This is a genomic window from Roseobacter sp. HKCC-CH-9351 (assembly GCF_037830295.1).
Lineage (GTDB): Bacteria > Pseudomonadota > Alphaproteobacteria > Rhodobacterales > Rhodobacteraceae > M30B80.
In genome coordinates, this window is sequence record NZ_JBBLYM010000001.1 from 1,477,280 (window position 1) to 1,492,109 (window position 14,830).

The window sequence follows — 14,830 nt, forward strand, 5'->3', positions numbered from 1 at the left end:
TGGTGGGTTAGAGCCAGTAAAACCGCGATATATCTGTGCGATTGTCAAAGAACGCCACCGCCTCAGGCCGAAATCCATAGCCGTGGCGCGCCACCGCTTGGGATAATTCCGCGAGGATCACATGGGTGATAAAGGGGATGTCCAAGTTTTGCGCCTCTGCCAGATCAAGCCATGTCAGATGAGACAACTCGCCATCGCCTTTGGTGAAATCCTGCGCAAAGCCCCTCAGATCGTCAGCACGCGCCAAAAAAAAGCGCGCGTCAAAGCGGCGTGGGCGGCCTGTGGGGGTGACGGCACGAAAAAAGAAATCAACCTGTCGCGGGTCGTGTGGGCCAAGGCTGAGCCCTGTTTCTTCGTACAACTCACGAAAGGCTGCGTTGATCAAGGCCTCGGGTGAACAGGCGCTTTCATGGCCGAGGCGCGCTGCAAGCGCATCAGGGATTGCGTGGGCAAGCGGGCTGTCGTGATCCGCCGCATCCACCGCCCCGCCGGGGAATACAAATTTTTGTGGCATGAACGCGGCAGATGCCCCGCGTTGGCCCATTAAGACCTGCGCGCCTTTTGTGCTGCCGCGCAATAAGATGATGCTTGCGGCATCCCGAATGGGAGGATCAGAAACCATGCATCCGCTTGGCCCATTGGATGCCCACAATCAGCCCCTTAAAGCGGGGCAAGAGGAACAGTGCTACCACAAAGGCCCCAAGCGAAAACCCGCCTGCCATAACCCATGGGCTTGGTTGATAGGCCGTATAAACCCAGAGCATTAAGGTGCCCAAGATTTTCGCTGTGACGAGGATCGTCAAATAGGCAGGCCCATCATCCGCGCGGGCTTGGCTCAGATCTTCACCACAGCTGCCACAGGTTTTTACAAGGTTCAGATAGCCGCTAAACAGTGCGCCCTCACCACAGCACGGGCAGCGGCCGCGCATGGCTTTGGCAATCGCGGGCCATGTTGGGCGTTCCTGCGGGGCATGATCGAAAACACCATCCGCCAAGGCAGTGATTGGATCGATTTCAGCCGCTTCGGTGCTGGGGTTTGCCATGGCAAGCATCCTTTTCTTGTCTCGACCCTAGCCTTAGCGCAAAGCGCAATCATTGGCAAAGGGGCGGGCGCGAAGGGATGGGCGCCGCGCGCCGTGGGATCGGGGCGGCCAATCTGCAGGTTGAGGCTGCGTTGCGCGCAACCCCCTTTGTGCCTGATGCGTTGATGCAGGCCCTGTCTGAGCAGCGCGGATATCTCGGCGCCATACAGGAAAGCGGGCATTGTGCCTTGGTTGATTTGATCGCGGATATGCCGCCTGAACGCCGAGCGGCCTTGGCCGATGAATTGGCCGAAGGGCGCAGGCGTTAGAGTTCAGCACTCATCCCTGCGGATTGCAATTCAACAAGACGCGCGTAAATGCCGCCCCTTTGCATCAGGCTGTCATGGGTGCCTTCTTCGACAACATGGCCTTTATCCATGACCACAATCTTATCGGCATCACGAATGGTGGACAGCCGATGCGCAATCACAAGGGTCGTGCGCCCTTGCGACAGGCGCGATAGGGCAGTTTGCACCAATTTTTCAGACTGCGTGTCGAGGGCCGATGTGGGTTCATCCAACAATAAAATCGGCGCATCTTTCAGCATCGCGCGGGCGATGGCCACGCGCTGACGTTGGCCGCCCGACAGGGACGAGCCGCGCGGGCCAACAGCCGTTTCCAACCCTGCGGGCAGGGATTTGGCAAATTCCATCACGGCGGCGTTTTCTGCGGCGTTGGCCACATCGGCGCTGTCAGCATTAAGCCGCCCCATGCGGATATTATCTTCGATGCTTTCATCGAACAGCGCCGTGTCTTGGCCCACAACCGCGATCATGTCACGCAAGGCGGCCAGATCAGCCTCCGTTGTTGCAACACTGCCGATGCGCACCTTGCCTGCCACTGGGTCAATCAAGCGTGTCAGCAAGGCAAACAGCGTGGTCTTGCCCGCGCCTGATGGTCCCACAATCGCGGTTGTCTTCCCCTCTTTGGCGGTGAAGGTCAGATCATGCAGAACGGGCATGTCCCCGTAGGAGAATGCGACATTCTCAAAGCAGATATTGCCAGAACTCAGCGGGGCAGGTTGGGCAGGGCTAAGAACGGTGGGGCGCAGATCAAGCATGGAATAGATCCGCTCGAGCGAGGCTGCGGCGGCCTGAAGGCTGCCTGCGATATTTGACAGACGTTTGAGCGGGTCGAACATCAGCGAAAGCGCGGTGATAAAGGACATGAAATCCCCCACCGATTTATCACCTGTCACAATGGCGGTGGCCCCAAATAATGTGACCGAAACAAACCCAATGCCCGACATAAGGTCGATCAACGAGGGGTTCGCGGATTGTCCTGCACTCGAGCGGATCTGTTGCTTTAGGTATTGCTTGACGCTGCGCTCAAACCGCCCGCGCTCATGCGCCTCAAGGCGGTTGACCTTGATGGATTGAATGCCGTGAAACATCTCGTCCAGCCGTGTGGTCAGGGTCGCGGCAGCCTCGCGCGCGGCAAATGCGGTGCGGCGGATTTGCTTGAGCAGCAGGGTCATGGGCACGATCATCAAAGGCAGCCCAACCAAGGCCACCAATGACCATTGCCAATCATTTGAAAACATCACAAAGGACAAAGCCACAAGCGAAACTAAATCACGCCCAAAGGAGAGCAGGACACTTGTCGCCGCAGATTGCAGCGTCTGGCTGTCCCCGCGCACGCGTTCGATCAATTCACCTGGGGGGTGGCGGGTAAAGACGGCGCCATCAAGCGTCAAAAGATGCTCGACTAGGCGTGTTTGCAATGCGGTTGTCACTTTCAGGCCAAGCGCCGACATAATGACGCGCTGCACAAAGCCCGCAACGGCGCGGAACAGGAACAAAAACCCGATGACCGTGACCACTTTCCAAAGCCCATCCAAGGATTGTGCGGCAAAAAGTTCATCGAAGAGAGGGCGCACCATCCATGCAAATGCACCAAGTGCGGCGCCTTCAAGGCTCATCAAGATCAGCGCGAATGTCAGGGCGGGCCAATATTTGAGGACATGCTCGCGCCACAGGCGGATCACAAGTCGAGACGAGCGCAGATCAACCCCATTTGGGGCCGTGGCCTGCGAATCTGATGCGGGGCTTGGGTCTGACATGCGTCTCCAAATCTGCGAAAAATTACGCATTCTGCTAAAGAATGCTCAGCAAATCATCATCCGCCCTGATTAGGCTATGCCGCCCCTGCAAACAAGCACCCACAATGTATGGGGTCATATTTCCTGAATCCGCCATTGTTTTCGGGTCGATGTCTTTTCTGAGGTGCAAAGCGGCGCTTTCAGGACGGTTTTACGCTAATTTCTGTTAATTGGTTGTCATCTAACGCTCAGGCTGTTTAGCTTAGGGCAATTGAGTGCGGGGCTACACCGCAACCACAACGGGAGTTCGACACTTTGTTCGACACAGCAAAAGACGCGTTTGTCGCTTTTGAGCATGTCCAGAAAAGTTACGATGGCGAAACGCTGGTCGTAAAAGATCTTAACCTTCAGATCGGTCAGGGCGAATTTCTAACGATGCTTGGACCTTCAGGGTCGGGCAAAACGACCTGCCTGATGATGCTTGCAGGTTTCGAGACAGCCACCCATGGCGAGATCCTGTTGCAGGGTCGTCCTATCAACAACATTCCGCCCCATAAGCGCGGCATTGGGATGGTGTTCCAGAATTATGCTTTGTTCCCGCATATGTCGGTTGCAGAAAACCTTGCCTTCCCTTTGGAAGTGCGCGGCATGAGCAAATCAGAGCGCGAAGGAAAGATCAAACGCGCGCTTGATATGGTGCAGATGGGGGATTTTGGCGGTCGCCGTCCCGCGCAGCTTTCGGGTGGGCAGCAACAGCGTATCGCCTTGGCGCGGGCCTTGGTGTTCGAGCCTGAGCTTGTTTTGATGGACGAACCTTTGGGGGCGCTCGACAAGCAATTGCGCGAACATATGCAATTTGAAATCACCAATCTGGCGCATCAGTTGGGCATCACCACAGTTTATGTGACCCATGACCAAACCGAAGCCTTGACCATGTCGGATCGTGTCGCGGTGTTTGATGATGGCCGTATCCAACAGCTTGATCCGCCTGATGTTCTCTATGAACAGCCACAAAACAGCTTTGTGGCGCAGTTTATTGGCGAAAATAACACGCTTTCGGGTTTGGTGACGAAAATCTCAGGCGATCGCTGCGTTGTGATGCTGGACAGCGGTGACGAAATTGACGCGCGTCCTGTAAACGTCTCATCCGTGGGGGATCGCACCACTGTTTCCATCCGTCCCGAGCGGGTGGAAATGGACAAGCGCCGCCTCTCTCCTGATGCGCATACGCTGAAAGGTGAGGTTCTCGAATTTATTTACATGGGCGATATTTTCCGCACGCGCCTGCGCGTGGCAGGGTCGGATGACTTCATCATCAAGACCCGCAACGCCCCCGATCAAAAACGACTCACACCTGGCACCCAGATTGAAATAGGATGGTTGCCTGACGATTGCCGCGCGCTTGATGCTTAAGCGCATGGCCTAAGCTGCCACCTTCGCCTGGAGGGTGGCCATGCATAAGACCATACCAGGTAACAACACGGGAGACTGATATGAAACTGTCAAAAATACTTCTGGCAACTTCTGCGGTGGGCGTAGCTGCAGCGGGCTTAGCCTATGCTGGGGGCCACATGGCCACTGGCTCATTCACTTTGGTTAGCTGGGGCGGGGCGTATCAAGCCAGCCAAACCAACGCGTACACAAATCCTTACTCCGCCAATAACCCAGATGTTGAATTCGTTTGGGACGAAAGCTCAGCCGAAGCTGTCGCAAAACTCCGTGCCATGAACGAAGCGGGCAACTTGACATGGGACTTGGTTGACGTTGTGGCATCTGATGCGCTGCGTCTTTGTGACGAAGGCCTCGCAATGGAAATCGATGCTGACGAGATGTTAGCGCCTGCTCCTGATGGAACATCAGCGAGCGACGACTTTGGTGATCTCTTGGTTGGTGATTGCTTTATCCCACAGATCGTTTACTCCACCACCTTCGGCTATCGCACCGACATGGTGCCTGATGGTGTAGAGCCTCCAAATGACATCTGTGATGTGTTCGATCTCGAAACATATCCTGGCATGCGTTCGCTTGAGAGCCGCCCAATCAACAACATGGAATGGGCTTTGCTTTGTGACGGCGTTGCAAAAGCAGACGTCTATGACGTGCTGGGCACTGATGAAGGCCAAGAGCAGGCTTTGGCCAAGCTCGACACCATCCGCGACAGCGTGATCTGGTGGAACGCAGGCGCCGATACGCCACAGCTTTTGGCGGATGGCGAAATCTTTATCGGTTCGACCTATAATGGTCGTCTGTTCTCGGCCATCGTTGAGCAGAACCAGCCAATCGGCATGATGTGGGACGCGCAGGTATTCGACCTTGATGGTTGGATCATCCCAGCAGGTCTGCCTGAGGATCGTCTAGCCCGCGTTATGGACTTCGTCAATTTTGCGACGGACACCCAGCGTCTGGCAGATCAGGCGGCCTACATTTCCTATGGCCCTGCACGTCTGTCCTCTGCGCCACTGGTTGGTAACCATGCAGAGCTTGGCATCGAAATGGCACCACATATGCCAACCGATCCAAACAACGCACAGAACACGTTCCTCTATAACTACGAGTTCTGGGCGGATTATCGCGATGATATTGACGCGAAATTCCAAGCATGGCTGGCTCAGTAATCTGAGCTGAATTTGGGGCGGGGCCGCGATCAAACGCGGCCCCCTCTCAACAATCGGGTGGCCCTATGAGGGCAGGGGTCTAGGCAGGCCTAACCCGCGTGAAACCGCGGTACGGCCCCACCAAATTCATGACGATTGAAGATAGAAACGACTGACGGGGACAGGATGAGCGACACCACCAATTCAGGCCCGATGCTGGCGGCGGATGGAACCCCCCTCAAGACGAGCCTCGCCCGTGCCCTCAGACGCCAAAAGCTGCGTGCGCTGATGTTGATTGCGCCCCTTTTGGCCTTTGTTGTTTTGACATTTGTTGTCCCGATCGGATCGATGTTGTTTCGATCGGTGGAAAACCAAATTGTATCTGGCACGCTTCCCGAAACGGTTGAAGCGCTTGACGCTTGGGATGGCCAAGACGGCACCTTGCCAGATGAGACCGTGTTTCAAGCCCTATTTTTCGACATTTTCCGCGCTGCCGAGGCCAAGGAACATACCAAACTTGGCTCGCGCCTGAATTATGAACGCACGGGCCTTTCTTCGATGTTCCGCACCACAGGGCGAGGCATTGATGATATTGGCGAGGTGTTTCAAGATTGGCTTGAAGATGCAGATCCTGCCTTCAAGGACGGGATCACATGGTATGAGATGCTGTCTGGCACAGGCGGCGAAGATGTGATCGAAGCCCGCCGCGCCCTTTGGGCGAATATGGTGGGCGAGGGGTTTGCAGGCGATATTGGTTTTACCCTATCGGGCGAGATGGTAGCACTTCTGCCCCAAACCGCCGCCGCTTATAGTGACTGGGCCATCTATACCGCCATCGCGGATGAGGATGTGGTTTCCGAAGAAGACCCATGGGAGGCGGTATATGCGGCCTTGGCCCTTGATCTGGCGCGCGCTGATACAGCGGCCGCTCTAGCCTCATACACAGGGGCGGGCGCAGGCCCATTGGCCAATGCGATTGCAGCCCTGCCAAGCCTGCCGCAAATTGATTTCCGCGCCGCATTCATCGAAGAAAATGATGGATGGGGCGATACGGAAAACTGGCAAACGATCAAGATTTACAGCCCTGATTACACCACAGGCTATTTCCTCAACGCGATTGATATGGAAAAGGGGCTTGAGGGTGTGAATGCTCGCCCTGAAAGCCAGCAGCTTTATATCAAACTGTTCATTCGTACGATGATCATGTCCTTGATCATCACAGGTTCCTGTATCCTTTTGGGTTATCCCGTGGCGTGGCTTTTGGCCAACCTGCCCGTGCGCAGCGCCAATGTATTGATGATCCTTGTTCTTCTGCCGTTCTGGACATCGCTCTTGGTGCGCACCAGTGCGTGGAAAGTGCTGCTGCAACAGCAAGGCGTGATTAATGAAATCCTTGTCTGGCTTGGATTTGTCGATGATGCAAACCGCTTGATTTTGATGAATAACTCGACAGGCACGATCATTGCGATGACGCATATTTTGCTGCCCTTTATGATTTTGCCGCTTTATTCGGTGATGAAAACCATTCCGCCGTCTTATCTTCGCGCCGCTAAAAGTCTTGGCGCGACCAATTGGACAGCGTTCTGGCGGGTCTATTTCCCACAATCTGTTCCAGGTATTGGGGCGGGGTCGATCCTCGTGTTCATCTTGGCGATTGGCTATTACATCACGCCTGAAATCGTGGGCGGCACAGATGGTGTCTTTATCTCGAACCGCATTGCCTACCATATTTCATCCTCGCTCAACTGGGGCTTAGCGGCGGCTTTGGGGTCGATCCTTCTGGCCTTGGTCTTGGCGCTGTATTGGCTTTATGACCGCATTGTGGGCATTGATAACGTGAAATTGGGGGGCTGAGATTATGGCTCAATCGCTGAAACTTATGCTCAAGCGCCCCTCCCTTTGGGGGTTCACGGCACCCCTGACTGCGGCTGTATCAGCGGCCTTTGGCTATATCGCAGGCACATCCTTTGGAAATCCGCTTATGGGGATTGTTGCGGGCGCTGTCATTGGGGCCGTATTGGCGGCCTTGCTGCACCCCATGGCTGAAAAGCGGATGATGGCGCGCCTTGGTGTGATTGCGATCTTCTTTGCCGCGGGTCTTTTCGCCACCAATTTGGGCGGCGGGATCGCAGCGGGCCTTGTGGGCGCGGTGCTGTCATGGTTCGTTTTCTGGATCGACACGGGCGATTATCGCAAAGGCGTGCCGATTTATTACACAGGCGGGCAGACCCTTTGGTATAACAGTTTCCTGTTTATCTGTGGACTGATCTTCTTCTTTCTGATTGCCCCGCTTTTCCCCGTGATGTGGCTGTCGTTTAACGCGCAGGATTTCTTTACCTTCACGCCCGAGATGCTGGCTTTTGACCCCGAGGGGTATTCGCTGAAACATTACCGCGATTTCCTGACCACGGATGAGTGGATGCAGCCGCTGAAAAACTCGCTGATCATTGCGCCGATTGCGACTGTTATCTCGGTTAGTCTTGGCACATTGGCGGCCATCGGTTTGTCGCAATCGCATGTGCCTGGGCGTCAAACCATCATGGCGGTTTTGATCTCGCCCATGATCGTGCCTTTGATCATCTCGGCGACAGGGATGTTCTTTTTCTACGCCCCACTTGGTAATTGGTTGGAACTGACCTTGGGTCTGAACAAGTCCTTCGTGGGTTATGTGAAGGTGATCTTGGCGCATGCCGTTTTGGGCGTGCCCTTTGTGATCATCACAGTGACCGCCACGCTTGTTGGCTTTGATCGGTCGCTGACGCGGGCGGCGGCGAATATGGGCGCCAACCCTGTGACCACCTTCTTCCGTGTGCAGATGCCGCTCATTTTGCCGGGTGTTATCTCTGGCGGTCTGTTCGCCTTTATCACCTCGTTTGACGAGGTTGTCGTGGTGCTATTTGTTGGTTCAGCACAGCAGCAGACCCTGCCTTGGCAGATGTTCACGGGCCTCCGCGAACAGATCTCGCCAACGATTTTGGCGGCGGCCACGATCCTCGTGACAATCTCTATCCTGCTTTTGACCACAGTCGAACTTCTGCGCCGCAGATCAGAGCGCCTGAGGGGCCTCAGCCCGAGCTGATTGGTGCAAGATCACATCATCAAGGCCGCATTGGATATGCCGATGCGGCCTTTTTTTTGATCTGATGTTGCGATAGAATTTGTGGAAATTGATAGGAAGTTCCTATGATCCAAAAATTGGAAATGCTGCTCGCTCTGGCCAAAACCCAGCACTTTGGCCGTGCGGCTGAATTGTTGGGGGTTACTCAGCCAAGCCTGTCCTCAGGGATCAAGCAACTGGAAGACCAGCTTGGGGTAAAGCTGGTGCAGCGCGGGTCACGCTTTGGCGGTCTGACCCCTGAGGGGCAACGCGCGTTGGAATGGGCGCGGCGTATCGTGGGCGATAGCCGCCAGTTGCGTGAAGAAATGCGTTATAGCCGCGAGGGGTTATCGGGCCATTTGCGCCTTGCGGTGATTCCGACTGCATTGACCGAAGCCGCGCGTCTGGTCAGCCGCTTTTCGCGCGCGCATCCCAATGTCAGTTTTTCTATTCTGTCCCGTTCGTCCGCCGAAATCCTCAAGCTGTTGGAAAATCTCGATGCAGATGCGGGTGTGACCTATTTGGACAATGAGCCTTTGGGACGCATGGTTAGCACGGGGCTCTATCGGGAAAATTACGCGGTTCTGTGCCGATCAGATCACCCTTTTGCGGCACAGACCCGAGTGGCATGGGCCGCGCTCAAGGGGATGAGCCTGAGCCTCCTAACCCCTGATATGCAAAATCGGCGGATCTTGAACCGCAATTTCGCGGCGCATGGTCTCGAGCCAAAATCGGTTGTCGAAAGCAATTCGACCATTGTTCTGGTGAGCCATGTGATTGAGGCAGGTGCGCTGACAGTTTTGCCGCAACCCATGGCGCAGTTCCTTGCCATTGGCCATGATCTGCGGGTGATCCCGTTGGAAGATGGGGCGCTGCGCCCTGAGGTGGGTTTGATCGCCCCCCATCAAGAGCCTTATACCCCCGTTTTCCGAAGCCTTTTACGCGTTGCGCGCGAGATGGCGGGCGAGGTTAATTGATAGATTTTGTCTATCATTTAACGAAATTTTGATATTGAAACGGAATTAAACCTCGTGCATCGGTCGGGCATCGCGCGCGCGTTCAGGCGTGGATGCGCGCGATCCTCACGACCAAAGGATGACGGCCATGCCCCGCGACCATGCTGATGCGAATGATCAAGACATCACGGCGATTGTGATGCGCCACATGGGGATGGAGGGGCCTCTGCTGCCCATGCTGCATGCCTTACAAGAGGAATTTGGGTATATTCCTGAAGCGGCCCGCCCGATCATTTGTGATGCGCTCAACATCACAGGCGCGGAATTGCACGGGGTGATCAGCTTTTATCATGATTTCCGCACAGCGCCGTCCGCGCGGCACAGCTTGAAAATTTGTCGTGCAGAGGCCTGTCAGGCTGTTGGCGGCAAGGCGCTGTCTGATCGTATTCTCGCGATGCTTGGACTGGATTGGGGGCAGGCGCGCACCGATGGGAAATTGGTGGTTGAGCCTGTTTATTGTCTGGGCCTATGCGCCTGTGCGCCTGCGGCTATGCTGGATGGCAAATTGATCGGTCGCGCCACCGAAGAAAAAATCAGTAAAACCTTGTCGGAGGTGGGCCTATGAAAAAGATTTATATCCCCCGTGATGCCGCCGCCAAGGCGCTTGGGTCGGATGAGGTTGCGGCCACTTTGGCCGATACGCTTGTGGCGCGTGGGGAAGAGGCGCAGATCATCCGCAACGGAAGTCGCGGGATGATCTGGCTAGAACCTCTGGTCGAGATCGAAGAAAATTGCACCCGTTTGGCTTATGGCCCGATTGCGGCGGATCAAGTCGAGGATCTTCTGGCAGGCAAGATCGAGACGCTCGGCCCTGTCGAAGATATTCCGTTTTTTGCCAAGCAAAACCGTCTGACTTTTGCGCGCTGCGGTTTGATTGATCCGCTCAGCTTGTCGGATTACCGCGCTCACGGCGGCCTTGTGGGACTGTCTCGTGCCGCCGCCATGAGTGCCGCTGACATTGTCGCAGAGGTGATCGCCTCTGGATTGCGCGGGCGTGGTGGTGCAGGCTTCCCGACTGGGATCAAGTGGAAAACTGTCTCAGAGGCGGCAGGCCCTCAGAAATACATCGTTTGCAACGCAGACGAGGGGGATAGCGGAACCTTCGCGGATCGGATGATCATGGAAGGGGATCCTTTCTGCTTGATTGAAGGCATCGCGATTGCGGGACTGGCCACAGGGGCCACGCGCGGGTTTGTATATATCCGTTCCGAATATCCCGATGCGATTGAAGTGATGGAAGAGGCGGTCACCATCGCCAGTGCCGAAGGCGTTTTGGGTGACGATGTGTTGGGATCAGGCAAAGCCTTTGATCTTGAGATTCGCGTGGGGGCAGGGGCTTATGTTTGCGGCGAAGAGACATCGCTTTTGAACAGCCTTGAGGGCAAACGCGGTGTTGTGCGCGCCAAGCCGCCGCTGCCCGCCTTAGAGGGTTTTCTAGGGCGGCCAACCGTTGTGAATAACGTCCTGTCCTTGGCAACGATCCCTGTGATTTTCGAAAAAGGTGCGGCGCATTATGCCAGTTTTGGCCTTGGTCGGTCTAAAGGGACGATGCCAATCCAGATTGCAGGCAATGTTGCGCGCGGCGGGTTGTTTGAAACCGCCTTTGGGATGCCTTTGGGCGAATTGGTCAACGAGATTGTGGGCGGCACCGCTACGGGGCGGCCCGTCAAAGCGGTTCAGGTGGGCGGCCCCTTGGGTGCCTATATGCCCCCGTCCAAATTTGACACGCCTTTTGCCTATGAGGAATTTGATGGGCAGGGCGGGTTGATTGGGCATGCGGGCGTGGTCGTTTTTGACGACAGCGCCGACATGGTGCAGATGGCGCGGTTTGCGATGGAATTTTGCGCGGTGGAATCTTGCGGGAAATGCACGCCCTGCCGCATTGGGGCAAGACGCGGGGTGGAAACCATCGACCGCATTGCCGCCGGGGATGCGACCGCAATCCCCTTGTTGACCGATCTGTGCGAGACGATGAAAGACGGCTCACTCTGCGCGCTTGGCGGGTTCACGCCTTACCCCGTCATGTCGGCGCTTCAGAATTTTCCAGATGAATTTGGGGCCACCCCCGCCAATCAGGCCGCGGAATAGGAGGGTTTTGATCCATGAAAGATTTCATCATTCCTTGGGATGACCGCGACATGGGAACGCCCGCTAAGACGGGCGCGCCTGTCAGTCTGACGATTGATGGTGTGGCGGTTACTGTGCCAGAGGGCACAAGCGTTATGCGCGCCGCAGCCGAGGCGGGATTGTCGATCCCCAAGCTCTGCGCGACGGACAGCCTTGAGGCCTTTGGCTCTTGCCGTTTATGCGTTGTCGAAATCGAGGGGCGGCGCGGCACGCCCGCCTCCTGCACGACACCCGTGGCTGAGGGTATGGTGGTTCATACCCAAAACGCCAAGCTGCACAAACTGCGCCGCGGGGTGATGGAGCTGTATATCAGCGATCACCCGCTTGATTGTTTGACATGTGCCGCCAATGGCGATTGCGAATTGCAGGACATGGCGGGCACGGTTGGATTGCGCGATGTGCGCTATAGCGCGACCGAAGGGGCGAGTATCGCCAACCATTTCACCGCGCGTGATACCAATGGGGATCTCAACCCCGAATATTTACCCAAGGATGAAAGCAATCCTTATTTCACCTATGACCCCTCCAAATGCATCGTCTGCAACCGCTGTGTTCGGGCCTGCGAGGAGGTGCAAGGCACGTTTGCGCTGACCATCGAGGGGCGTGGGTTTGACAGCCGCGTATCTGCAGGCGGCCCGTTGGATGATTTCCTCAGTTCGGATTGCGTGTCATGCGGTGCTTGCGTGCAGGCCTGTCCAACGGCAACTTTGCAGGAAAAATCTGTCATCGAATTGGGCACGCCGCAACGCTCGGTCGTGACCACATGCGCCTATTGTGGTGTGGGCTGTTCGTTCAAAGCAGAATTGAATGGCGATCAATTGGTGCGGATGGTGCCCTATAAACACGGCAAGGCCAATCGCGGGCATTCCTGCGTGAAGGGGCGCTTTGCCTATGGCTACGCCACCCATAAAGACCGCATTTTGAACCCGATGATCCGTGATGACATCTCCGAGCCATGGCGCGAAGTGACATGGGAGGAGGCGCTTGGCTTCGCCGCGCAAAAACTGCGGGGCATTCAGGCGACGTATGGCCAGAAATCCATCGGCGTGATTACCTCAAGCCGTTGCACGAACGAAGAAACCTTCCTTGTGCAAAAACTCGCGCGTGCGGTGTTTGGCAATAACAATACCGACACTTGTGCGCGGGTCTGCCATTCGCCAACCGGTTATGGCTTGGGCCAAACCTTTGGCACATCGGCAGGGACGCAAGATTTTGACTCGGTCGCGCATGCGGATGTGGTTGTAGTGATTGGGGCCAACCCAACCGATGGCCACCCCGTTTTCGCAAGCCGTCTGAAAAAGCGCCTGCGCCAAGGGGCAAAGCTGATTGTGATCGACCCACGCCGCATTGATCTGGTGAAATCCGCCCATATCAAGGCCGCGCATCACCTGCCGCTGAAGCCTGGCACAAATGTGGCGGTTGTTACGGCCATGGCCCATGTGATTGTCACCGAAGGTCTTGCGAACGAGGCCTATATCCGCGAGCGCTGCGATTGGGATGAGTTCGAAGATTACGCAGAATTTATTGCTGACCCGCGCCATAGCCCCGAGGCGGTTGAGGCCTTGACGGGTGTGCCTGCTGCGGAACTGCGCGCCGCAGCGCGCCTATATGCAACGGGCGGCAATGGGGCGATTTATTACGGCTTGGGTGTGACAGAGCATTCCCAAGGCTCGACCACAGTGATGGGGATCGCCAATTTGGCGATGCTTACGGGCAATGTGGGCCGCGAAGGCGTGGGTGTGAACCCGCTGCGTGGACAAAATAACGTGCAAGGCTCGTGTGATATGGGGTCTTTCCCGCATGAATTGCCGGGCTATCGCCATGTCAAAAACGCCGATGTGCGCGCTATTTTTGAGCAAGCTTGGGGCGTTGAGATTGACCCAGAGCCAGGCCTGCGCATTCCCAATATGTTGGATGCGGCAGTGGCGGGTAAGTTTAAAGGGCTTTACTGCCAAGGCGAAGATATCCTTCAGTCTGACCCAGATACCAAACATGTGGCGGCAGGTTTGGCCGCGATGGACTGCGTGATCGTGCATGATCTTTTCTTGAATGAAACTGCTAATTACGCCCACGTTTTCTTGCCTGGCTCAACCTTCCTTGAGAAAGATGGCACCTTCACCAATGCTGAGCGGCGCATCAACCGCGTGCGCGAAGTCATGGCGCCAAAGGCAGGGATGGCTGATTGGGAAGTAACGCAAGCCTTGGCCAATGCCATGGGGGCAGGGTGGAACTATACCCACCCGTCTCAAATCATGGAGGAAATCGCCGCCACCACCCCAAGCTTTGCTGGCGTTGATTACGCGGTGCTTGAGGAAAAAGGCAGCGTGCAATGGCCGTGCAATGACGCAAACCCAGAGGGCACGCCATTGATGCATGTTGATGGGTTTGTGCGCGGCAAGGGGCGCTTTATTCTGACTGAATATGTTGCCACCGATGAGCGCACAGGGCCGCGCTTCCCACTTTTGCTGACCACAGGGCGTATCTTGAGCCAGTATAATGTGGGGGCGCAGACACGGCGCACGGAAAACACCGTCTGGCATGAGGAGGATGTGTTGGAAATCCATCCCCATGACGCAGAAACACGCGGGATCAAGGAGGGCGATTACGTCAAGCTGGCCTCGCGGTCAGGCGAGACATCCCTGCGCGCCAAGATCACTGATCGCGTCAGCCCAGGTGTGGTCTATACAACCTTCCACCACCCGCAGACGCAGGCCAATGTGATCACCACCGATTTCTCGGATTGGGCCACGAATTGCCCTGAATATAAGGTGACAGCGGTGCAAGTGTCGCAATCAAATGGCCCGACTGAATGGCAAGAAAGCTATGAGGCGCAGGCCAAGGCGGCGCGGCGTATCCTGCTAGCGGCGGAATAA

The 14,830-nt window shown here is 56.1% G+C and carries 12 protein-coding genes; 9 read left to right on the forward strand and 3 right to left on the reverse strand.

Going from position 1 to position 14,830, the window contains the following annotated elements:
- Positions 1 to 7 precede the first annotated feature (7 nt).
- Together AAC632_RS07500 and AAC632_RS07505 are read right to left on the reverse strand one after the other, a co-directional pair.
- A complete protein-coding gene (locus AAC632_RS07500) occupies positions 8 to 622 on the reverse strand; it encodes an NUDIX hydrolase (RefSeq protein WP_340297216.1) in 615 nt (204 codons plus the stop codon).
- Entirely contained in the window at positions 612 to 1,043 is a 432-nt protein-coding gene (locus AAC632_RS07505) for a DUF983 domain-containing protein (RefSeq protein WP_340297214.1), read from the reverse strand. The genes AAC632_RS07500 and AAC632_RS07505 overlap by 11 nt, the downstream gene beginning before the upstream one ends.
- Before the next feature lie 77 nt (positions 1,044 to 1,120).
- Between AAC632_RS07505 and AAC632_RS07510 the strand changes: the two genes are divergently transcribed.
- Positions 1,121 to 1,351 (forward strand): periplasmic heavy metal sensor, encoded by a 231-nt coding sequence (locus AAC632_RS07510; protein ID WP_340297212.1) that lies wholly within the window; start codon positions 1,121 to 1,123, stop codon positions 1,349 to 1,351.
- Here the strand turns inward: AAC632_RS07510 and AAC632_RS07515 are convergent.
- Positions 1,348 to 3,144 (reverse strand): ABC transporter ATP-binding protein, encoded by a 1,797-nt coding sequence (locus tag AAC632_RS07515; protein ID WP_340297211.1) that lies wholly within the window; start codon positions 3,142 to 3,144, stop codon positions 1,348 to 1,350. The two genes, AAC632_RS07510 and AAC632_RS07515, sit on opposite strands and share 4 nt — an antisense overlap.
- 294 nt (positions 3,145 to 3,438) lie before the next feature.
- Here AAC632_RS07515 and AAC632_RS07520 point away from each other — a divergent pair, with 294 nt between their 5' ends.
- The 8 genes from AAC632_RS07520 (at position 3,439) to fdhF (ending at position 14,830) form a co-directional block, all read left to right on the forward strand.
- Positions 3,439 to 4,536, forward strand: coding sequence for an ABC transporter ATP-binding protein (locus tag AAC632_RS07520; protein ID WP_340297209.1), 1,098 nt, complete (start codon positions 3,439 to 3,441; stop codon positions 4,534 to 4,536).
- An 80-nt stretch (positions 4,537 to 4,616) separates the two neighbouring features.
- A complete protein-coding gene (locus tag AAC632_RS07525) occupies positions 4,617 to 5,738 on the forward strand; it encodes an extracellular solute-binding protein (protein WP_340297207.1) in 1,122 nt (373 codons plus the stop codon).
- Positions 5,739 to 5,903: 165 nt separating this feature from the next.
- A complete protein-coding gene (locus AAC632_RS07530; RefSeq protein ID WP_340297205.1) occupies positions 5,904 to 7,571 on the forward strand; it encodes an ABC transporter permease in 1,668 nt (555 codons plus the stop codon).
- Positions 7,572 to 7,575: 4 nt separating this feature from the next.
- Positions 7,576 to 8,796: an ABC transporter permease gene (locus tag AAC632_RS07535; RefSeq protein WP_340297203.1), complete on the forward strand. Its 1,221-nt coding sequence runs from the start codon at positions 7,576 to 7,578 to the stop codon at positions 8,794 to 8,796.
- 104 nt (positions 8,797 to 8,900) lie between these two features.
- The gene (locus tag AAC632_RS07540; RefSeq protein WP_340297201.1) at positions 8,901 to 9,791 is read left to right on the forward strand and encodes a LysR family transcriptional regulator; all 891 of its coding nucleotides are present in this window, start codon (positions 8,901 to 8,903) and stop codon (positions 9,789 to 9,791) included.
- A gap of 127 nt (positions 9,792 to 9,918) precedes the next feature.
- Complete coding sequence (locus AAC632_RS07545; RefSeq protein ID WP_340297199.1) at positions 9,919 to 10,395, forward strand: formate dehydrogenase subunit gamma; 477 nt, start codon at positions 9,919 to 9,921, stop codon at positions 10,393 to 10,395.
- The gene (locus tag AAC632_RS07550; RefSeq protein WP_340297197.1) at positions 10,392 to 11,918 is read left to right on the forward strand and encodes a formate dehydrogenase beta subunit; all 1,527 of its coding nucleotides are present in this window, start codon (positions 10,392 to 10,394) and stop codon (positions 11,916 to 11,918) included. The genes AAC632_RS07545 and AAC632_RS07550 overlap by 4 nt, the downstream gene beginning before the upstream one ends.
- Positions 11,919 to 11,932: 14 nt before the next feature.
- Entirely contained in the window at positions 11,933 to 14,830 is a 2,898-nt protein-coding gene (fdhF, locus tag AAC632_RS07555) for a formate dehydrogenase subunit alpha (RefSeq protein WP_340297195.1), read from the forward strand.